The sequence below is a fragment of the Pseudomonas rhizozeae genome (genome assembly GCF_031583775.1).
Classification (GTDB): domain Bacteria; phylum Pseudomonadota; class Gammaproteobacteria; order Pseudomonadales; family Pseudomonadaceae; genus Aquipseudomonas.
Genome location: NZ_JAVLSB010000069.1, coordinates 135,398 through 155,953, shown reverse-complemented (window position 1 = coordinate 155,953; position 20,556 = coordinate 135,398). Strand labels below are relative to the sequence as shown.

Sequence of the window (20,556 nt, the reverse complement as noted above, 5' to 3'; positions counted from 1 at the left end):
CTATAAACCTTTGATAGCGCTGCCAAACGCCGTCTCATAAAAGTAGACGAGTTTCTTCCAGTCTGCCGCCGCGAACGACGAATGGCGGCGCAGTTGCTTCATGTCGTGGGACGCCGCGCGCCGGGCAGTGAGGCGCTGACGGCACTTCTCCAGATCCAGCAAAGCCGTTTCGACTACTGCGTTCTCGCCTTCGCCGACTACGCGCACGAACACGTGCTTGATATACAGGCAACTGTGCTGCCAGCGGCCGCGATGCATGCGCGCCAGGTTCTCGGCCAGGTCTTTGAGTACACGGTCGTGGACCGCTTCGCCGTGGCGCTCACGACCGCCACCGGCGTACCAGTGTTCGATTTCCTCGAACCCGTCCAGCGACTTGGTCACCAGCAACGCGCGCCATTGGTGCACCGGATCACGCTGGGCACCACAGAAAACGATTTCCGGGACTCGCACCTTGAGTTTGTGCAGGCCGGTCAGCGCATCCAGCTCCCGCAGCACGGTCGGGCGACCGAACGGATGCAGGTAGCTGCGATAGATGTGCCCGGTCTGCCGCTTGGCGTACAGTAACTGGCCGTCCGCACTTTTGATGCGCTGCACACCACTTTCGCCACCGCGGCGCACATTGGGCTCTTCGACCCACTCGCCCCGCTGGTTCCAGAAGTATTCAAAGCGATCCTCAGGAACCGCCTCATGTTCTGCTGCACCTTGCACTACCATCCTGTTACCTCTTGCGTAAGACATATACCCGCCACATCGCATAGAGCGGGATAAAGTCCAGTTGTTCCTGAATACGGAAACCGGCCTGTTTGAATTCTTCTTCGACCGTAGCCGCCGGTAACACAAAACGGTTTTGGTAACCTTCCTGCCCACGCCGGCGCTCTGCGCGCTTGCGTTTCCACGCTTTGAAATTGCCATCGACCCACAGGGAAATGATGACGCTGTCACGGGTCACGCGCTGGAATTCACGAAGAATCGCCAGTCGATGCTCGGCTTCACCGATGTGATGGAGCAAACGCATGCAGAAAATGCTATCGACGGCGTTATCAGGCAAGGCGATGTCGAACGCAGAAGTGTGCAAGGGTTGTACCCGTTTTACCACTTCGGCCGGTTGAGCGGCCGTGGCGATCTTGACCATCGACTCGGAATTATCAGCGCCGATGATCACACGGTTGTGTTTCTCCGCCAGCAGCGGCCAGAAGCGGCCCGCGCCGCAGGGCAAATCGAGCACCAGCCCAGGCTCGCCCGCCATGGCCAATGCGCGCCGCGCCAGTTGTTCATCGCGCCAGTGCGAAAGCTTTCGGCCAAGGCCGTCCTGATGCTTGCGCAAATAACGCTGGGCGTGGGCGTCATCGTATTTTTCGGAAAAGTCGAGTTTGATCGGGGTGCTCATCATCATGTCTCCTGAACTGATGACGACTACCTTAGGTAGCCGCACGTCAGCGTCAGGTCATGACTTTGTGAAAACTTTGTCATGTAAAACCCCGAACTATTTCAAGGTTTTACAGGGGCCAGTATAAGGCCAGCGCCGATTCGGCGCGCTAGGGATTGAGTTCTACCTGGAAACGGCAGCCACTCGGGTCCATGGTGCTGAGGCTGACCACCCAGCCTTGGTTCTCGCAGATCCGCTGCACCAGGGAAAGCCCTAGGCCGAGGCCTTCGCCGCGTTTTTCGGTGCCTCGCACGAACGGTTCGAACATCGCCTCACGTTTTTCCTCGGGAATGCCCACCCCGGTGTCCTCGACCATAAAGCCGCTGGGGGTGAGGGTCAGCCGGATGAAGCCATGTTCGGTGTAGTGCAGCGCGTTGCGCAGCAGGTTGCCCATCACCGCAAACAGGAAAGTCGCGTTGTACCGCACTTCGGAGGGCTCGCCGCGCACGAAGATCAGCTCCAGACCTTTCTTTTCGATCGGCTCGCGCCAGATGCACAGCAATTCCTCAGCCGCCTGCCCCAACGACAGTTGCGGAGACATGCCAGAGTCTTCGTGTTGCGCGCGGGCCAGCATCAGGAAGGTCTGCACCAATTCGCGCATCTCTTCGCAGGCACGGGCAATCCGCTCGACTTGCGCCTTGCCCCGTTGATCGATGCCGGGGTTTTCCAGCAACAACTCGCAGGAACTGGCGAGCACCATCAGCGGCGTGCGCAATTCGTGGCTAACGTCGCTGGTGAACAGCCGCTCGCGGTTCAAGGCCTGGCGCAGGCGGCCCAAGGTGGCATCGAACGCCACGGCCAATTCACCGACTTCGTCGGCGGCGTAATCCGGGGCCAAGGGTGGCGCCAGCCCGAGCAACTGGTCGCGGTGGCGCACCTGGCGGGCCAGGCGCACCACGGGTGCCATCACCCGACGAGCCAGCACCCAGCCGAGGAACACCGCCAGCGCCAGGCTCAGGACAAAGCCCACCAACACCACGGCAAACAACACTCGCTCGCGTTCTTCGAAGTCACTCTGGTCCTGCAGCAGCACGTAGCGGCGGCCATCCACCACTTCGACCATGGCGTGGTACGACAGCTGTTCGCGAAACACCTCATGGAAGCCCGGATCGAGATGCCGCAAGTCCTTGGGCACATCGAAATCACCGGGGCCGCCGCTGAAATAGAACAATTGGTCGGGCTCTGGCCGATGGCTCCAGTCCGAGACACTGTCCATCAGCAGCAGCCGCTGCAAGTCGCCGCCGAGGCCAGCGGAAATCAGCTTTTCTTCGACCAGGTGCACGGTCGCCACGATGCCCATGGCGAAGGCTCCCGCCACCAACGCGCTCATCAACGCGAAGGCGATGATGATCCGTTGGGCGAGGCTCTGTTTAAACTCCATCTCGGCCCTCGGCCAAGCGGTAACCTACGCCGTGCACGGTTTGCAGCAGCGGTTTGGCGAACGGTTTGTCGATCACCTGGCGCAATTGGTGAACGTGGCTGCGCAGGCTATCGCTGTCCGGGCAGTCATCGCCCCACAGGGCTTCCTCGAGAATCTCACGCCGCAGCACATGCGGGCTCTTCTGCATCAACACCGCCAGCAGCTTGAGGCCCACCGGATTGAGTTTGAGCAAGCGACCTTCGCGGGTGACCTCGAGGGTATCGAGGTCGTAGCTCAAATCCCCGACCTGCAGGGCCCGGCGACCGCCGCCCTGGGCACGGCGCATGACCGCTTCGATGCGCGCCGCCAGCTCCGACAGGGCGAAGGGTTTGATCAGGTAGTCGTCGGCGCCAGACTTGAAGCCCTGCAGGCGATCATCCAGTTGGTCGCGGGCGGTCAGCATAATCACCGGCGTGTCACGGCGGGCGTCTTCGCGCAGGCGTTTGCACAGGGTGTAGCCGTCGATGCCTGGCAGCATGATGTCGAGCACGATCAGGTCGTAATGCTCGGTGGCGGCCAGGTGCAAACCGGACAGACCGTCCTGCGCGCAATCGACGGTGTAGCCCTTGAGCCCGAGATAATCCGCCAGGTTGGCGAGAATATCGCGGTTGTCTTCAACCAACAGAATTCGCATCGGGTTCTCCTGCTTAGGCCGTTTCGGCCGTCATGGCCCGCGCAGCTTACGGCCAAGCGTAGCTCGCCGCTAGGCCTGCGTGCGTTGGCCAATCTCGGCCGGCAGGAGCGAGGCGCGCTTGACGAGTTTTTCACCCTCGGTTCACGGAGCGCCGACAGCCGAGACGCCAGACTCGCCCCCAATGCGCTGTCTCCACCTGCCCTCCTGAAGGAAATGCCATGCCCTCAACTGCTCTGCGTCCGGCCTCCCGGCCCTTGAATTTCTGGCTGTGCCTGGGCATGCCCGCGGTCGCCGCGGCAATTCTTGTATTGCTGGAACTGACCGACCTGGACATGAACCTGGCGAAGCTGTTTTACGACCCGGTCGCCGGCGACTTCATCGGTCGCCACAGCTACTTTCTGGAAGACATCCTCCATGACCGCGCCAAGGAGGGGGTGATCGTTTTCTCGTTACTGGCGGTCCTCGGTTTTATCGGTTCGTTTTTTTCCCAGCGGCTCAAACCGTTCAAGCGCGAACTGGGTTGCCTGGTGCTGTCGCTGGGGCTGGCCACGTCTTTTGTCACCCCAGTGAAAGTGGTCACGGCGGTGCAATGCCCGTGGAGCCTGGAGCAATTCGGTGGCCATGAAACCTACAGCGAATTGCTCAGCCCACGTCCGGCTACGGACAAGCCAGGGCGGTGCTGGCCGGGTGGCCATGCGGCGACCGGGTTTACTCTGTTTGCGTTGTTTTTCGCGCTGCGTGATCGTCGCCCGAAACTGGCGCGCCGAGCATTTATATTTGCCTTCGCCTTGGGCACGGTGTTTTCCGTGAGCCGGATGATGCAAGGCGCGCATTTCTTTTCGCACAACGTGTGGACGGCGATTTTTTGTTGGCTGATTTGCCTGGGGTCTTACTACTACATTTTGTATCGGCCGGGGTTGAGGGCTGAGAAAGCCGTCACCGCGGACCCCATCGGCGCCTGAGCTGCCGCCATCGCGGGCAAGCCCGCTCCCACGGGGATCCCGGGTGGGCTGAAGAAATTCGGGCAATAAAAAACCCCGCTGGCTTGCGCCGGCGGGGTTTTTCAGTTCAGGGGTAAGGCTGGCTTACATCATGCCGCCCATACCGCCCATGCCGCCCATGTCAGGCATGCCGCCGCCAGCTGGAGCGTCTTCCTTGATCTCGGCGATCATGGCTTCGGTGGTGATCATCAGGCTGGCAATCGACGAAGCCGCTTGCAGAGCCGAACGGGTCACTTTGGCCGGGTCCAGGATGCCCATTTCGATCATGTCGCCGTATTCGCCGGTGGCAGCGTTGTAACCGTAGTTACCCGAACCCTGCTTGACCTTGTCGACCACAACGCTTGGCTCGTCGCCGGAGTTGGCAACGATCTGGCGCAGTGGCGCTTCAACAGCGCGACGCAGCAACTGAATGCCCACGTTCTGGTCATCGTTGTCGCCTTTCAGCTCGCTGATGGCTTGCAGGGCACGAACCAGTGCCACGCCGCCGCCAGGTACCACGCCTTCTTCAACGGCTGCACGGGTAGCGTGCAGGGCGTCTTCAACGCGGGCTTTCTTCTCTTTCATTTCAACTTCGGAGCCAGCGCCAACCTTGATCACTGCAACGCCGCCCGACAGCTTGGCCAGACGCTCTTGCAGTTTTTCACGGTCGTAGTCGGACGAAGTGTCGGCCACTTGCTGACGGATCTGCAGAACGCGAGCCTGGATGTCAGCCTCAACGCCGGCACCGTCGATCACGGTGGTGTTTTCTTTCGACAGGATCACGCGCTTGGCATTACCCAGGTGTTCCAGGGTAGTGCTTTCCAGGCTCAGGCCAATCTCTTCGGAGATCACGGTACCGCCGGTCAGGACAGCGATGTCCTGCAGCATGGCCTTGCGACGATCGCCGAAGCCTGGCGCCTTGACGGCGGCGACTTTGACGATACCGCGCATGTTGTTCACAACCAGAGTCGCCAGGGCTTCGCCTTCAACGTCTTCGGCCACGATCAGCAGTGGGCGGCCGGCTTTGGCAACGGCTTCCAGCACTGGCAGCATTTCGCGGATGTTCGAGATCTTTTTGTCGACCAGCAAGATCAGCGGACCGTCGAGTTCGGCGGTCATGGTTTCCGGCTTGTTGACGAAGTACGGGGACAGGTAGCCACGGTCGAACTGCATGCCTTCGACAACCGACAGTTCGTTTTCCAGGCCCGAGCCTTCTTCAACGGTGATCACGCCTTCTTTACCGACTTTTTCCATGGCTTCAGCAATGATGTCGCCGATGGAGCTGTCGGAGTTGGCAGAGATGGTGCCGACCTGAGCGATTGCCTTGGTGTCAGCGCAAGGCTTGGACAGGGCTTTCAGCTCTTTGACGATAGCGATGGTCGCTTTGTCGATGCCGCGCTTGAGGTCCATCGGGTTCATGCCGGCAGCGACGGCTTTCAGGCCTTCGTTGACGATCGACTGAGCCAGAACGGTGGCGGTGGTGGTGCCGTCGCCCGCGTCATCGTTGGCACGGGAGGCAACGTCTTTGACCAGCTGCGCGCCCATGTTTTCGAAGCGATCTTTCAGCTCGATTTCTTTAGCGACGGACACGCCGTCCTTGGTGATGGTCGGTGCGCCGAAGCTCTTCTCGATGATCACGTTACGGCCTTTCGGGCCTAGGGTCGCTTTTACTGCGTCAGCCAGGACGTTGACACCGGCGAGCATTTTCTTACGGGCGGAATCGCCGAATTTAACTTCTTTAGCAGCCATGATCGATATTCCTTAAATACTTTGTAGTAGCGGGAAAATGAGCGGGGAATCAGCCTTCGACAACAGCGAGGATTTCGCTTTCGCCGATAACCAGCAGGTCTTCGCCGTCAACTTTCACAGTGTTGCTGCCGGAGTAAGGGCCGAACACAACCTTGTCGCCTACTTTTACAGACAGCGGACGCACTTCGCCGTTTTCCAGAGCTTTGCCTGGACCTACGGCGAGGACTTCGCCCTGGTTTGGCTTTTCAGCAGCCGAACCTGGCAGGACGATACCGCCAGCGGTTTTCTTTTCTTCTTCGCTGCGACGGACGACGACGCGGTCATGCAGAGGACGAAGCTTCATTGTCGATCTCTCCTAATTGTGGTTTTCATCGGCCGGTGTAATCCCGGCGGGTTTAACAAATCCGGCGGTGCCGGGTGCGGTTCGTCAAGCGAACCGCGGAAGTCTGTCTGGCGTGATTGCCAGAAACCTTGCGGTGACCGTTACATAAGGGCGCATAAGCTTATTACAAGGGCAGGCCGCTGATTTTTTTCATCATGGGCCGCAAATAAAACACGGCACCCGAAGGTGCCGTGTCGGTGAAACGGTTTACTTGGAATCGCGGTGTTCGAATTCGCCTTCGATCACGTTCGGCTCACGCCCCAGCGGTTCACGGGGAACAGGGCCGCCGCGCGGTTGCAGGTCGTCGGCGAACGCCCGTTGGCGCATGGCTTGCTCTTCGGCGCGCCGGCGCATTTTGTTGGCCAGCACCCGGCGGGTGATCGGCAGCAACATCACCAGGCCCAAGACGTCGCTGATGAACCCCGGCAGGATCAACAGCCCGCCGCCCAGAGCCAGCATCAGCCCTTCGAGCATGGTCTGCGCAGGCAACTCGCCGCGGTTCAGGCTTTCACGGGCACGCAGTGCCGTGGCCAGCCCGGCGATGCGCAGCACGAACACGCCGAGCATCGAGCCGAGAATGATTAACAGCAGGGCCGGGAAAAACCCGATCGCACCGCTGACTTTGACGAAAACGAACAGCTCCAACACCGGAAACAGCAGAAAGAGCAATAAAAAAGGGCGCATCAAATGGTTCCTCAACGCAAGAATGCCTTGCTAGTAGACCGTAGATGACGTCGCCGTTTCGTGAATTCAAGCGTCGACGGCGGCCTTTTTCGGCCAGGACTCAGCGTGAGCCAGGAAAACCAAGGCTTCGCGCACTTGTGTCGGCGTATTACAAACTTGCGGGAACGGCAGCCAGTAAAGCCCTTGGCCGATGCGCAGGTGCATGCCTTCGGTGTCGATACCCGCCAGTTGCGCCGGCTCGGCGTTCGGCAGGCCAGCCAGTTGCACGTAGTGCGCGATGGCTTTGCCGTGGTCGGCGTTCATGTGCTCGACCATGCTGATCTCCGCCTTGCCGGCAAACGGATTGGCCAGGGTCAGTTGATCCACCCAATGAATCGCGCCAAAACCGCCGATGTAACGGTGGCGCACCGGCTCCAGCACCCAGAAATCGAAATCGTGGGCCGTGTGATAGCTCTGGGATTCCGGGAAATATCGGTAGTAACGTTCGGCGGCGGACTCGACGGTGGCGCTGTCCTCAAGCTTGTGCGCTTGTGCCAGGTAAGTCAGGCGACCGACTGCCTGTACGTCATCGGCCTCGCGTTCGCCGACGAACAATGAACATTTAGGGTCTTTTTGCAGGTTGTGGGTGTGCTGGGCGATGCGGCTGATCAGGATCAAAGGCCGGCCCTGCTCGTCCAGGCAATAAGGAACCACCGAGCCAAAGGGAAAACCGGGCATTGCTTTGGAATGCGTCGAGAGCACTCCACGGTATTCCTTGAGCAGCAATTCTCGGGCATGCTTGGCAGCTTCAACGCTCAATTTATGACTCCTTAAATAGAATCCGTCGAAAAAACGGACGGGCGCCTGGGGTTTGGTTCCAGCACGCCATCGGGGCAGTTCTCATGTGCAGCCAGCCTGTGCGGCGCAGATCGAGAGGCTCTCTAGACCAAGGAAACCCTTCGACCTGCGACCGAGGCCTGCGAATGCAACTCACTGACAAAGTAATCATTATCACTGGCGGTTGCCAGGGTTTGGGCCGCTCGATGGCCGAGTATTTCGCCGACAGAGGCGCCCGCCTGGCGCTGGTGGACCTGAATCAGGAAAAACTCGACGCCGCCGTAGCCGCGTGCCAGGCCAAGGGCGTCGAGGCCCGCAGCTACCTGTGCAACGTCGCCAATGAAGAACAGGTGACGCACATGGTCGCCCAGGTGGCCGAGGACTTTGGCGCGATTCACGGTCTGGTCAACAACGCCGGGATCCTGCGCGATGGTCTGCTGCTGAAGGTCAAGGACGGCGAAATGACCAAGATGACCCTGGCGCAGTGGCAGGCGGTGATCGACGTCAACCTGACTGGCGTGTTCCTGTGCACTCGTGAGGTCGCGGCAAAAATGGTCGAGCTGAACAACAGCGGCGCGATCATCAACATTTCGTCGATCTCCCGCGCCGGCAACGTTGGCCAGACCAACTACTCCGCCGCCAAGGCCGGGGTCGCCGCGGCCACCGTGACCTGGGCCAAGGAACTGGCGCGCTACGGCATCCGCGTGGCGGGCATCGCCCCGGGCTTCATCGAAACCGAGATGACCCTGGGCATGAAGCCGGAAGCGCTGGAGAAAATGACTTCCGGGATTCCGCTCAAGCGCATGGGCAAACCCGAAGAAATCGCCCATTCGGCGGTGTACATCTTCGAGAACGACTACTACACCGGGCGGATTCTGGAGATGGATGGCGGGTTGCGGATCTAGAATCACCGCCTGACAAATGTGTGCGAGCCTGCTCGCGAAAGGTGCTTGTCAGCCAACACTTCTGTTGATTGACATACCGAATTCGCGAGCAGGCTCGCTCCAACTCAGGACCGCGTTTGTTCAGTGATTAATCGTCACTCACGGTAATCGTCGGCATCGCCGGGCTGGCCGCTTCCTGCAGCACAATCCGCGCGCCAACGTGCCGCGCCAGTTCCTGGTAGACCATGGCAATCGGGCTGTCCGGCTCAGCGATCACCGTGGGTTTTCCGCCGTCCGCCTGTTCGCGGATGGCCATGTCCAGCGGCAACGACGCCAGCAGTTCCACGCCGTATTGGGTCGCCAGCTTCTCGCCCCCGCCTTCGCCGAACAGGTGCTCGGCATGGCCGCAGTTGGAGCAGATGTGCACGGCCATGTTTTCCACCACGCCCAGCACCGGGATGTTGACCTTGCGGAACATCTCCACGCCTTTGCGTGCGTCGAGCAACGCCAGGTCTTGCGGGGTGGTGACGATGACGGCGCCGGCCACCGGGACTTTCTGTGCCAGGGTCAACTGGATGTCACCGGTGCCTGGCGGCATGTCGATCACCAGGTAGTCAAGGTTGCCCCAGTCAGTCTGGGTGACCAGTTGCAACAACGCACCGGAGACCATCGGCCCGCGCCAGACCATCGGCGTGTTGTCGTCGGTCAGGAAGGCCATGGACATGACTTCCACGCCATGCGCCTCGATCGGTACGAACCATTTCTGATCCTTGATCTTCGGCCGCGTGCCTTCGGCAATGCCGAACATGATGCCTTGGCTCGGGCCATAGATGTCGGCGTCGAGAATCCCCACCTTGGCGCCCTCGCGCGACAGCGCCAGCGCCAGGTTGGCGGCGGTGGTCGACTTGCCGACGCCGCCCTTGCCGGACGCCACGGCGACTACGTTCTTGACGTTGACCAGGCCAGGAATTTGCGCCTGGGCCTTGTGCGCGGCGATCACGCTGGTGACCTCGACCCGGGCCGTGGTCACGCCGTCGAGGTGCTCGATAGCCATTTGCAGCATCTGCGCCCAGCCACTTTTGAACAGCCCGGCGGCGTAGCCGATTTCCAGTTGCACCGTGACACGGTCGCCCTGGATCTCGATGTTGCGCACGCACCCGGCGCTGACCGGATCCTGATTCAGGTAAGGGTCGGTGTACTGGCTAAGGACGGCTTCCACCGCTGCGCGATTGACGGCGCTCATGGGCAACTCCGGTAACAAGACTGGGAAAAGATGCCGGGTATCCTACGGCGAACCGATTCCCGTGGCGAGGGAGCTTGCTCGCTCGCCACAAAAGCGCGCCCGGAGCGAGTTCATCCATAGCCGTTTTTTTTTGCAGATGCCGCATTCGGAAACAGGCACACGGGGTGAAAAATATGCGCCGGCGCTTTATAGTGGCCGACCTCCGTTTCATCAAGTAGCCGAGCCCCATGTCCGAGCCACGCAAGATCCTCGTCACCAGCGCCCTGCCCTATGCCAATGGTTCGATTCACCTCGGCCATATGCTGGAATACATCCAGACCGACATGTGGACGCGGTTCCAGAAGCACCGCGGCAATCAGTGCATTTATGTCTGCGCCGACGACGCCCACGGTTCGGCCATCATGTTGCGCGCGGAGAAGGAAGGCATCACCCCGGAACAACTGATCGCCAACGTCCAGGCTGAACACAGCGCCGACTTTGCCGATTTCCTGGTGGACTTCGACAATTTCCACTCCACCCACTCCGAAGAAAACCGTGAGCTGTCGAGCCAGATCTACCTGAAGCTGCGTGACGCCGGGCACATCGACCAACGGTCGGTGACCCAGTATTTCGACCCGGAAAAGAAAATGTTCCTGGCCGACCGCTTCATCAAGGGCACTTGCCCTAAATGTGGCACCGAAGACCAGTACGGCGACAACTGCGAAAAATGCGGCGCCACCTACGCACCAACCGACCTGAAAGACCCGAAATCGGCGATTTCCGGGGCGACGCCGGTGCTCAAGGATTCCCAGCACTTCTTCTTCAAGCTGCCGGACTTCCAGCAGATGCTGCAGGAATGGACCCGCAGCGGCACCTTGCAGGACGCGGTGGCCAACAAGCTCGCCGAATGGCTGGACGTTGGCCTGACCCAGTGGGACATCTCCCGTGACGCGCCGTACTTCGGTTTCGAAATTCCCGGCGAGCCTGGCAAATATTTCTACGTCTGGCTGGACGCGCCGATCGGCTACATGGCCAGCTTCAAGAACCTGTGCGACCGCACGCCGGAGCTGGACTTCGACGCGTTCTGGAACAAGGATTCGACCGCCGAGGTGTACCACTTCATCGGCAAGGACATCGTCAATTTCCACGCCCTGTTCTGGCCGGCGATGCTGGAAGGCGCCGGCTATCGCAAGCCGACCGGGATCAACGTGCACGGCTACCTGACCGTCAATGGCCAGAAAATGTCCAAGTCCCGTGGCACCTTCATCAAGGCCCGGACCTACCTCGATCACCTGTCGCCGGAATACCTGCGCTACTACTACGCGGCCAAGCTCGGCCGTGGCGTCGATGACCTCGACCTGAATCTCGAGGACTTCGTGCAGAAGGTCAACTCGGACCTGGTGGGCAAGGTCGTCAACATCGCCAGCCGTTGCGCCGGTTTCATCCAGAAAGGCAACGGCGGCGTGCTGGTGGCGGGCAATGCCGCGCCGGAACTGACCGACGCCTTCCTCGCTGCGGCGCCAAGCATCGCCGACGCCTATGAAAACCGCGATTTCGCCCGCGCCATGCGCGAAATCATGGCCCTGGCCGACCGCGCCAACGCCTGGATCGCCGACAAGGCGCCGTGGTCGCTGAACAAACAGGAAGGCAAGCATGATGAAGTCCAGGCCATCTGCGCGCTGGGCATCAACCTGTTCCGCCAGTTGGTGATCTTCCTCAAACCGGTGCTGCCGCTGCTGGCCGCCGATGCCGAGGCGTTCCTCAACGTCGCGCCGCTGACCTGGGCAGACCACGCCACCCTGCTCAGCAACCATCAGTTGAATGAATTCAAGCCGCTGATGACCCGCATCGACCCGGTAAAAGTGCAAGCCATGACCGACGCCTCCAAGGAAGACCTGGCCGCCAGCCAGACCGACACCGGTGAAACCATGCCTGCCGGCAACGGCGAACTGGCCAAGGATCCGCTGTCCCCGGAAATCGAGTTCGACGCCTTTGCCGCCATCGACTTGCGGGTTGCGCTGATCCTCAAGGCCGAAGCCGTGGAAGGTGCCGACAAACTGTTGCGCCTGACCCTGGACATCGGTGACGAGCAGCGCAACGTGTTCTCCGGGATCAAGAGTGCCTACCCGGATCCGGCCAAGCTCGAAGGTCGCCTGACCATGATGATCGCCAACCTCAAGCCAAGGAAGATGCGTTTCGGCATCTCCGAAGGCATGGTGATGGCGGCCGGCCCTGGCGGTGAAGAAATTTACCTGCTGAGCCCGGACAGCGGCGCCAAGCCGGGTCAACGGATCAAGTAAGCCCCGGTAACATCGATCCCCCCGCGCGGCGTGCCGCGTCGGGGGGATTTTCATATCGGCGCGGCCCTCCTCGCGGGCCGGATAAGGCCTAACCTTGAGGCGACAGGCCTTCGCCGAACCGACACGAACATGACCGATATTCTGCTAACGATGATCAGCGCCGCCCTGCTCAACAACCTCGCGTTGCACTGGCCGCTGGGCGTCGATCCGCTGCTGAATGCGCCGCAGGTGCGCCGACGGGTCCACGCATTGGGGCTGGCCAGCGCCGTGTTGATGCTGATCAGCGGCAGCGTTGGCTATGCGCTCTATCATTGGCTGCTAGTGCCGCTGGAACTGGGCGCGTTGCAGTTGTTTGTGTTTCTGCCGCTGAGCGTGCTGCTGATTGCTCCGGTGTTGCGGCTGCTTGGCCGAGCGCTGCCGGGTTGGTCGTTCACCGGGCTCTGGCCGCTATTGCTCGGCAATGCCGGGATCCTCGGCGTGGCCCTGCTCAACGCCCAGCACGATCCGGGGCTGGCCCAAGCCATCGCGCTGAGTCTCGGCGGCGGCCTGGGATTCTGGCTGGTGCTGAGCCTGTTCAGTGACCTGCGGATGCGCATCCGCGACAACGATATCCCCACGCCCTTTCGCGGCCTGCCGATCGAGTTGATCGGCGCCGGACTGATGGCCGTGGTTTTTCTCGGATTCAGCGGGCTGATCAAAACATGAGTCTGATTCAACGCATCGATGCCCTGCTGCCGCAAACCCAATGCGGCAAGTGCGGGCATCCCGGATGCAAGCCCTACGCCGAAGGCATTGCCAGCGGCGAGTCGATCAACAAGTGCCCACCGGGCGGCGATGAAACCATCGCGGCACTGGCGCAACTGCTGCGAGTGCCGGTGCTGCAACTGGACGTGAGCCGTGGTTCGGCGCCAGCGCAAATCGCCTACATCCGCGAGACCGAGTGCATTGGCTGCACCAAGTGTATCCAGGCCTGCCCGGTGGATGCCATCGTCGGCGCGGCAAAACTGATGCACACGGTGATCATCGATGAGTGCACCGGATGCGACCTGTGCGTGGCACCGTGCCCAGTGGACTGCATTGAAATGCGCCCATTGAATACTGCCGAGGTACTGCCGATTGTCGGCGGTCTCGCAGCCAGTCTCGATGAGCAACGGGCCCGCAACGCCAAGCGTGCTCACGCCCGGCGCCGGTTCGAACAACGCAACGCCCGCCTGCTTCGCGAAGAACTGCAGAAGCAGGCCGAACGCCTGGCCCGCGCGCAGCACCCGCCGCAGGCCCAGCTAAACGCCGTCACTGCGAATCCGGTCCAGGCCGCACTTGAGCGGGTACGCGCGCAAAAAGCCGCGAATGCCGACGCGGCGCTGAAAAAAGCCAAGATCGACCTGGCCATGAGTCGTGCGCAATTGAACAAATCGCTCAAGGCGTTCGGCCATCCGCCGACCTTCGAACAGCAGTCGCAACTGATCCTGTTGCAGCAGCAATTCGAAACGGCGGAGCAGGCCCTCGCCCGGCTGGAATCCGCCCATGCCGCCCCTTGAGCCTGTGGACGAGCGCCTGCAACAGGCCATGAAAATGGTCCTGCTCGCGACCCTGCCGGGTTCGTTGGCGATGCTTTGGGTGTTTGGCTGGGGCGTGTTGCTGAACCTGGCGCTGGCCGCCATAACTGCACTGTCGGTGGAAGCCTGGGTGTTGCGCCTACGCGGGCGAGCACTGAGAGCCGCATTGAGCGACGGCAGTGCGCTGGTCACCGCTACGCTGCTGGCGCTGGCGATGCCGCCGTATTGCCCGTGGTGGCTGACCGTCAGTGCTTGCGCCGCCGCGATGCTGTTCGGCAAGCACCTGTTCGGCGGTGTCGGGCAAAACCCGTTCAACCCGGCGATGCTCGGCTATGCGCTGGTGCTGGTGGCTTTCCCGTCATTGATGACGCACTGGCCGGTCGTCCATGGCGTAGATCTGTCGGCGGGCCTGGCGCAAATCTTTGGCTGGCAATCGAGCGCCGCGCCGGATGCCTGGGCACAGGCTACGGCGCTGGACAGCCTGCGGGTCAACAAGAGCCTGACCATGGATGAATTGTTCGCCAACAATCCCGGATTTGGCCGCTTCGGCGGGCACGGTGTCGAATGGATCAACCTCGGCTTTCTGCTCGGCGGCATTTTCCTGCTGCAACGCAAAGTCTTCACCTGGCATGCCCCGGTGGGCGTGCTCGGCGGCTTGTTCATCATCAGTTTGCTGTGCTGGAACGGGTCCGGTTCGGACTCCCATGGCTCGCCGTTGTTTCACCTGCTGAGCGGCGCGACTATGCTCGGCGCGTTTTTTATCGCCACCGAGCCCGTTTCGGGAGCGAAAAACCCGTTGGCGCGGCTGTGGTTTGGTGTCGCCATGGGCGTCCTGATTTACTTGATTCGCACGTGGGGCGGTTATCCCGACGGCGTGGCATTCGCCGTGCTGTTGATGAACCTGTGCGTGCCCGCGCTGGACCGTTTCGCCGAGCGCCGTCGGGTCCGGAGTACGGCATGAACCGAACCCTGAGCATCGTCGCACTCACCACGCTCGCCAGCCTCGGACTGGCGGCGAGCTATGGGTTGCAACGGCTCAGCGCCGGCCCGGTCGAGGCGCAACGACACGCCATCGACAGCCGCCAACTGTTCGATTTGCTGCCACCGTCGAGTTTCGACAACCAACCGCTGCAACAACCGCTGGCCCTGAGCAATACCGAACTCGCTCACAGCACATTGCTCGGCGGATATCTGGCGACTCGCACCGGCCGCCCGGCGGCGGTGTTGTTGCGCAGCCAGACCACGGGATACAGCAGCACCATCGAGTTGCTGCTGGCCATCGACGTCAATGGACACTTGCTCGGGGTCAAGACGATTAAGCAAGGCGAGACGCCGGGGTTGGGCGGGCGCATTGGCGAGTGGCCTAACGCCTGGCTGCAGACGTTCACCGGAAAATCCCTCGCCGAGCCTGCGGCCAATCAGTGGGCCTTGAAGAAGGATGCGGGCGCGTTCGATCAGATCGCCGGCGCGACCCTGACCTCTCGGGCGGCGGTCAACGCCATTCATGACGGCCTGCGCTATTTCGATGAGCACCGTTTGGCGTTGCTCGGGGAGAAGGCGCCATGAGCCGCACCGCGAATCTGCGTCACTCACTGGTACTGGCGCCGTTGCTGGGGGTTACTGATTCGCTGGTCACGGCGCTGGCGCTATGGATGTTGGCGGTGGCGATCCTGGGTGCGTATGGCATGGGCATGGCTGTGTTGCGCCCCCGGTTGCTGAACACGCTTCGGCCGATCGGCGCGGTGATCCTGGCCGCGAGCTTAACGACCTGCGCGCAACTGGCGGTCCAGGTGTGGTCGCTCGAGTTGCAGCAACGGCTCGGTCTCTATCTGGGCCTGATTGCCCTGCAATGCCTGGTGCTGGAGTACAACGGCTTTTTCCAGCAACGCTTGGCTGAGCGCGTGCGCCAGGCCGGTTGGGTTGGCGCCCTGCTGATCGGCCTGGGCCTGTTGCGGGAAGTGATCGGCCACGGCACTCTGGGCAGCCATCTGGCCTGGCTCGCCGGTGTCAGCGCCTCCAATGCTGGCGGATGGGTACTGGCGGCCGATGGCGGATTGCGCTTGGCGGTCCTGGTGCCGGGTGGCTTGCTGCTACTGGGATTGTTATTCGCCGCCCGGCAAGCCTGGACCGGCAGACATCGTTCACATTGACCGCTTTCAAGGAAACGTTTGGCCCATGAATGCCGCAAAACGTCTGGAAATTTTCCGCAGGCTGCACGAAGACAATCCGGAACCGAAGACCGAACTGGCCTATTCCTCGCCATTCGAGTTGCTGATCGCCGTGATTCTGTCGGCGCAGTCGACCGACGTCGGCGTCAACAAGGCCACCGCCAGGTTGTACCCGGTGGCCAATACGCCGGCAGCGATTTATGCCTTGGGCGTGGAAGGGCTGTCGGAATACATCAAGACCATCGGCCTGTTTAACAGCAAAGCCAAGAATGTCATCGAGACCTGCCGCCTGCTGGTGGAGCGTCACGGCGGTGAAGTGCCGCAAACCCGTGAAGAGCTGGAAGCCTTGCCCGGCGTCGGGCGCAAAACCGCCAATGTGGTGCTCAACACGGCGTTTCGGCAACTGACCATGGCCGTGGACACCCATATTTTCCGGGTCAGCAACCGCACCGGGCTGGCACCGGGCAAGAATGTGGTGGAGGTCGAAGCCAAACTGATGAAGTTCGTGCCCAAGCCATTCCTGCTCGACTCCCACCATTGGCTGATCCTGCACGGGCGCTACGTGTGCCTGGCGCGCAAGCCGCGGTGTGGCAGCTGCCGAATCGAGGACCTGTGCGAATACAAGCACAAAACTTCCGACGATTGAGGCGCTATTGGCTTTATTGATTTATCGATTGAAAAAATCTTTTTTACCCGCCAGTGGAATGTCGATATAAGGAGCGCCAACGGCAGTCTTAGCCTGGAGTTAACGTTATGAGCACTGGCAAAGAACAACTGGAAGTAGAAGACGACTTCACCCCGGCCGAAGCCGACGATGCCGAGCCCGTGGTGGAGGTGGCGAAGACCAATCTCAGCAAGCGCCGCACTATCGACAATTTGCTGGAAGAGCGCCGTTTGCAAAAGCAATTGGCCGATTACGACTTTGATCTTTAGTACGTAAAAGCCTCCCAATGTGGAGGCTTTTTACTGTATGTGTGCCGCTCGACGGTCTGTTCTTGGAAAAACCTGAAGCGTAGTCAACGCGCTATTTTCCACTACGCCAACCCTGAAGCCGCCACGCCTCGCCCCTGGCGTGGAAACCATCAGACCAGCCCATTGCGCTGAGCCAATTCGATCAGGTCGACCAGCGACCGCGCGTTCAATTTCAACAGCAAGCGTGTCTTGTAAGTGCTGACGGTTTTATTGCTGAGAAACATGCCATCAGCGATTTCCTTGTTGGTCTTGCCCCGAGCCAACTGCTGCAGAACCATCATTTCCCTGCCAGACAGTCGATCCACCATGTCCGACTCACTGGCATTGCCCAGGCTTGAACGAACGGTGTGCAAAGCCTGATTGGGAAAGTAACTGTAACCCGAGAGAACAGCCTTGATGGCGCTCAACATTTCGGTCAGGTCCTGCTGCTTGCAGACATAACCCGCCGCCCCTGCCTGCATGCAGCGCATGGAAAAGTGCCCCGGCGCCTGGGAAGTCAGGACCAACACTTTCATGGGCATGGCCGCCGATGTCAGGCGTGCGATGACTTCGAGCCCATCAAGTTTGGGTATCCCGATATCGAGAACGACAATGTCCGGCATTAGTTCGCGAGCGAGTTGCAATGCGTCGACGCCGTTATCGGTCTCTGCAATGACTTCATAGCCATGGCGCTCCATCAGCATACGCACCGCAAGACGAATGACGGGGTGATCATCCACGATCAGCACTTTATTCATGGGCAAGTCCAATTTTCGCTGTTCGAATTTTTAGAGCCCGCACAATAGCCTAGTCACTTGCGCCTTGGGATGCCGTGCCCCTCCCCCACTTGCAGCGAGAGACATTCCCTACAAGCAACGCGGAACGGTCCTACAAGAAGTACGAGGAAACAATCACTGTTAAACCTCATTCAGTCAGGCACCCGGCAAAAAATCAATTTGATTTTGTATCGTTAAGCGACCTGAGGAGCAGGCCACATTCGCCATAACACGCCATTCTCGTGACTTGGCCCTGCTGACAATACCTTCAATGAGTTACCGATATTTTCAATAACAGCGCCGCCCCTGCGCAGGCGTTGAATACTCGAATATTTCAATTGATCAAGTTGAAACAATTGATAACACATGGCCACCCACAAAAAAACTTACTTATCCATACTTAAAATAGAATCAAGCAAGCGTTTGATCTTAGCTGTACTGAATTCATCACTATTAATCAGACAACAACGAGTGCTAATACAACGGAATAACTTAACGAACCAACAACACGGCACATCCAACAACACTCATAACTTTATATTCGAGACCACTCACCACCCACGAGCACACTTATAGATGAAATCTCAAAAGAGAATATCCAACCCCATGACGGTTATCGCTATCTTTGCGGCAATATCTGAAACCTCGGCAGCCGTGTCTTTGCCTTTTCTGGGCAATCAGGAGAGGGAAACCTATGTCTGGTTCCTGATCAGCTTTCCTTTTTATCTGCTGTTTCTTTTCTTTATCACGCTGAATTTCAACTACCGCTCACTGTATGCACCGTCGGACTTTGAAAAGGGCAAGCACTTTATCAAGGCTATGGACGACGCCCCGCGCACGGAGAACGGTAAAACGCCCAGCGCGACGCCGAAGAAAAGGACGGCTATGCGCCAGAGCCTCAAGAAGCGCAGCCCGGCCAACCCTTCAACCTGCGCGCAACCGGAGAGCAGCGGTTCGAGAAAACCCAGACATCGCCCGCGAACCACCACCGATCCGCCCGTGGCGAACGTCGGGGGTGACTGTCAGTGCACTGAGTTTCACTGGGCGCCACCCAAGCATTTGAAACAGGTACGGTTGATCGATGCTCGATGCCTGAGCAGTGGCGAGGAATTGGCGACGCTGATACAGGATTCTCAGAACGGTACGGTCGCGCAAATGGTGCTGTACCTGATCGATGATCGCCTGTCGGTGCCCAACGAGCCGCCGCACCTGCCGCGAGGCCATTCATCGCTGCACCTGATGTACAACCTGAGCACCCTGGACCTGACACGAGTGCATCCGGCGTGAAATCCGCCCGGTGTCCTCCAGAAACGCGAAGACCCTGTCTTGGAGCAAGACAGGGCCTTCGTCATTTCAGCGCTGTGGTATCGACCACGGCATCACTCAGAACAGCTTGCGGCCTTTGTTGGCAGCAATGCGCATGCGCAAGGCATTGAGTTTGATGAAGCCGGCCGCGTCAGCCTGGTTGTACGCACCGCCGTCTTCTTCGAACGTGGCGATGTTGGCGTCGAACAGCGACTCGTCGGACTTGCGCCCAGTGACAATCACATTGCCTTTGTACAATTTCAGGCGAACCACGCCATTCACGTGAGCCTGGGACGCGTCGATCATCTGTTGCAGCATCAAACGCTCAGGGCTCCACCAGTAACCGGTGTAGATCAAGCTGGCGTATTTAGGCATCAACTCGTCTTTGAGGTGAGCCACTTCACGGTCCAGGGTGATCGATTCGATCGCACGGTGCGCGCGCAGCATGATGGTGCCGCCCGGGGTTTCATAGCAACCACGGGACTTCATGCCGACATAGCGGTTCTCGACGATGTCGAGACGGCCGATACCGTGTTCGCCGCCGATCCGGTTCAGGGTCGCCAGCACCGTGGCCGGGGTCATTTCGACGCCGTCAAGCGCGACGATGTCGCCGTTGCGGTAGGTCAGTTCCAGGTATTGCGGTTTATCAGGAGCGTTCTCCGGGGAGACGGTCCAGCGCCACATGTCTTCTTCGTGCTCGGTCCAGGTGTCTTCCAGCACGCCGCCCTCATAGGAGATGTGCAGGAGGTTGGCGTCCATCGAGTACGGGGATTTTTTCTTGCCGTGGCGTTCGATCGGGATCGCGTGCTTCTCGGCGTAGTCCATCAGCTTCTCGCGGGACAGCAGGTCCCACTCGCGCCAAGGGGCGATCACTTTCACGCCGGGCTTGAGGGCGTAGGCGCCGAGTTCGAAACGCACCTGGTCGTTGCCTTTACCGGTGGCGCCGTGGGAAATGGCGTCAGCCCCGGTTTCGTTGGCGATTTCGATCAGGCGCTTGGCGATCAACGGACGGGCGATGGAAGTACCCAGCAGGTACTCGCCTTCGTAAACGGTGTTGGCGCGGAACATCGGGAACACGAAATCGCGCACGAATTCTTCGCGCAGGTCGTCGATGTAGATTTCTTTGACGCCCATGGCCTGTGCCTTGGCGCGTGCAGGTTCAACCTCTTCGCCCTGACCCAGGTCAGCGGTAAAGGTCACCACTTCACAGTTGTAAGTATCCTGCAGCCACTTGAGGATCACCGAAGTGTCCAGGCCGCCGGAATACGCCAGAACGACCTTGTTTACGTCCGCCATGCCATCA

At 60.1% G+C, this 20,556-nt stretch carries 21 protein-coding genes and 1 pseudogene; 11 read left to right on the top strand and 11 right to left on the bottom strand.

What is annotated here, in order from left to right; translation table 11 throughout:
- The 4 genes from RG836_RS24300 to colR form a co-directional block, all read right to left on the bottom strand.
- Complete coding sequence (locus tag RG836_RS24300) at positions 1 to 714, bottom strand: lipopolysaccharide kinase InaA family protein (protein ID WP_310850238.1); 714 nt, start codon at positions 712 to 714, stop codon at positions 1 to 3.
- Between the two features lie 4 nt (positions 715 to 718).
- Positions 719 to 1,387 (bottom strand): class I SAM-dependent methyltransferase, encoded by a 669-nt coding sequence (locus tag RG836_RS24295; protein WP_310850236.1) that lies wholly within the window; start codon positions 1,385 to 1,387, stop codon positions 719 to 721.
- A gap of 148 nt (positions 1,388 to 1,535) precedes the next feature.
- On the bottom strand, positions 1,536 to 2,807 hold the full coding sequence (locus RG836_RS24290) for a sensor histidine kinase (protein ID WP_310850234.1): 1,272 nt from the start codon (positions 2,805 to 2,807) through the stop codon (positions 1,536 to 1,538).
- Positions 2,797 to 3,480, bottom strand: coding sequence for a two-component system response regulator ColR (gene colR, locus RG836_RS24285; protein WP_054045155.1), 684 nt, complete (start codon positions 3,478 to 3,480; stop codon positions 2,797 to 2,799). The genes RG836_RS24290 and colR overlap by 11 nt, the downstream gene beginning before the upstream one ends.
- Positions 3,481 to 3,698: 218 nt before the next feature.
- Between colR and RG836_RS24280 the strand changes: the two genes are divergently transcribed.
- Positions 3,699 to 4,442, top strand: coding sequence for a phosphatase PAP2 family protein (locus tag RG836_RS24280; protein ID WP_310850232.1), 744 nt, complete (start codon positions 3,699 to 3,701; stop codon positions 4,440 to 4,442).
- Positions 4,443 to 4,565: 123 nt separating this feature from the next.
- Here RG836_RS24280 and groL read toward each other — a convergent pair whose 3' ends face one another.
- The 4 genes from groL to RG836_RS24260 all read right to left on the bottom strand — a co-directional run bounded on the left by groL (position 4,566) and on the right by RG836_RS24260 (position 8,073).
- On the bottom strand, positions 4,566 to 6,209 hold the full coding sequence (gene groL, locus RG836_RS24275; RefSeq protein ID WP_305446705.1) for a chaperonin GroEL: 1,644 nt from the start codon (positions 6,207 to 6,209) through the stop codon (positions 4,566 to 4,568).
- 49 nt (positions 6,210 to 6,258) lie between these two features.
- Positions 6,259 to 6,552, bottom strand: a complete 294-nt coding sequence (locus tag RG836_RS24270) for a co-chaperone GroES (RefSeq protein ID WP_310850229.1) — start codon at positions 6,550 to 6,552, stop codon at positions 6,259 to 6,261.
- A 246-nt stretch (positions 6,553 to 6,798) separates the two neighbouring features.
- Positions 6,799 to 7,275: an FxsA family protein gene (locus RG836_RS24265; protein WP_310850228.1), complete on the bottom strand. Its 477-nt coding sequence runs from the start codon at positions 7,273 to 7,275 to the stop codon at positions 6,799 to 6,801.
- 66 nt (positions 7,276 to 7,341) lie between these two features.
- Complete coding sequence (locus RG836_RS24260; RefSeq protein WP_310850226.1) at positions 7,342 to 8,073, bottom strand: HugZ family pyridoxamine 5'-phosphate oxidase; 732 nt, start codon at positions 8,071 to 8,073, stop codon at positions 7,342 to 7,344.
- A gap of 164 nt (positions 8,074 to 8,237) precedes the next feature.
- Here RG836_RS24260 and RG836_RS24255 point away from each other — a divergent pair, with 164 nt between their 5' ends.
- Complete coding sequence (locus tag RG836_RS24255) at positions 8,238 to 8,996, top strand: SDR family oxidoreductase (protein ID WP_310850224.1); 759 nt, start codon at positions 8,238 to 8,240, stop codon at positions 8,994 to 8,996.
- A 127-nt stretch (positions 8,997 to 9,123) separates the two neighbouring features.
- On the opposite strand, the gene apbC is transcribed toward RG836_RS24255, so the two are convergent.
- Positions 9,124 to 10,218 carry an iron-sulfur cluster carrier protein ApbC gene (apbC, locus tag RG836_RS24250; protein ID WP_310850223.1) on the bottom strand — a complete coding sequence of 365 codons (1,095 nt, stop codon included), beginning with the start codon at positions 10,216 to 10,218 and terminating at the stop codon, positions 9,124 to 9,126.
- Between the two features lie 227 nt (positions 10,219 to 10,445).
- Between apbC and metG the strand changes: the two genes are divergently transcribed.
- The 8 genes and pseudogenes from metG to RG836_RS24210 all read left to right on the top strand — a co-directional run bounded on the left by metG (position 10,446) and on the right by RG836_RS24210 (position 17,154).
- The gene (metG, locus tag RG836_RS24245) at positions 10,446 to 12,497 is read left to right on the top strand and encodes a methionine--tRNA ligase (protein ID WP_310850221.1); all 2,052 of its coding nucleotides are present in this window, start codon (positions 10,446 to 10,448) and stop codon (positions 12,495 to 12,497) included.
- Positions 12,498 to 12,626: 129 nt separating this feature from the next.
- Complete coding sequence (locus tag RG836_RS24240; protein WP_310850219.1) at positions 12,627 to 13,202, top strand: electron transport complex protein RnfA; 576 nt, start codon at positions 12,627 to 12,629, stop codon at positions 13,200 to 13,202.
- A pseudogene (gene rsxB / locus RG836_RS24235) lies at positions 13,199 to 14,020 on the top strand (electron transport complex subunit RsxB); the annotation flags it as partial. The gene RG836_RS24240 and the pseudogene rsxB, both read left to right, overlap by 4 nt.
- 1 nt (position 14,021) lies before the next feature.
- Positions 14,022 to 15,014: an RnfABCDGE type electron transport complex subunit D gene (locus tag RG836_RS24230; protein ID WP_310850218.1), complete on the top strand. Its 993-nt coding sequence runs from the start codon at positions 14,022 to 14,024 to the stop codon at positions 15,012 to 15,014.
- Complete coding sequence (locus RG836_RS24225; protein ID WP_310850217.1) at positions 15,011 to 15,619, top strand: RnfABCDGE type electron transport complex subunit G; 609 nt, start codon at positions 15,011 to 15,013, stop codon at positions 15,617 to 15,619. Before RG836_RS24230 ends, RG836_RS24225 begins: the two co-directional genes overlap by 4 nt.
- Entirely contained in the window at positions 15,616 to 16,203 is a 588-nt protein-coding gene (locus RG836_RS24220) for an Rnf-Nqr domain containing protein (protein ID WP_310850216.1), read from the top strand. Before RG836_RS24225 ends, RG836_RS24220 begins: the two co-directional genes overlap by 4 nt.
- Before the next feature lie 25 nt (positions 16,204 to 16,228).
- Complete coding sequence (nth, locus tag RG836_RS24215; RefSeq protein WP_310850215.1) at positions 16,229 to 16,867, top strand: endonuclease III; 639 nt, start codon at positions 16,229 to 16,231, stop codon at positions 16,865 to 16,867.
- 107 nt (positions 16,868 to 16,974) lie between these two features.
- Positions 16,975 to 17,154 carry a PA3496 family putative envelope integrity protein gene (locus tag RG836_RS24210; RefSeq protein ID WP_310850214.1) on the top strand — a complete coding sequence of 60 codons (180 nt, stop codon included), beginning with the start codon at positions 16,975 to 16,977 and terminating at the stop codon, positions 17,152 to 17,154.
- A 149-nt stretch (positions 17,155 to 17,303) separates the two neighbouring features.
- Here RG836_RS24210 and RG836_RS24205 read toward each other — a convergent pair whose 3' ends face one another.
- A complete protein-coding gene (locus tag RG836_RS24205; protein WP_310850213.1) occupies positions 17,304 to 17,930 on the bottom strand; it encodes a response regulator transcription factor in 627 nt (208 codons plus the stop codon).
- 594 nt (positions 17,931 to 18,524) lie between these two features.
- Here RG836_RS24205 and RG836_RS24200 point away from each other — a divergent pair.
- The gene (locus RG836_RS24200; RefSeq protein WP_310850212.1) at positions 18,525 to 19,235 is read left to right on the top strand and encodes a hypothetical protein; all 711 of its coding nucleotides are present in this window, start codon (positions 18,525 to 18,527) and stop codon (positions 19,233 to 19,235) included.
- A 96-nt stretch (positions 19,236 to 19,331) separates the two neighbouring features.
- On the opposite strand, the gene RG836_RS24195 is transcribed toward RG836_RS24200, so the two are convergent.
- A complete protein-coding gene (locus RG836_RS24195; RefSeq protein WP_007938916.1) occupies positions 19,332 to 20,549 on the bottom strand; it encodes an argininosuccinate synthase in 1,218 nt (405 codons plus the stop codon).
- Positions 20,550 to 20,556 lie beyond the last annotated feature (7 nt).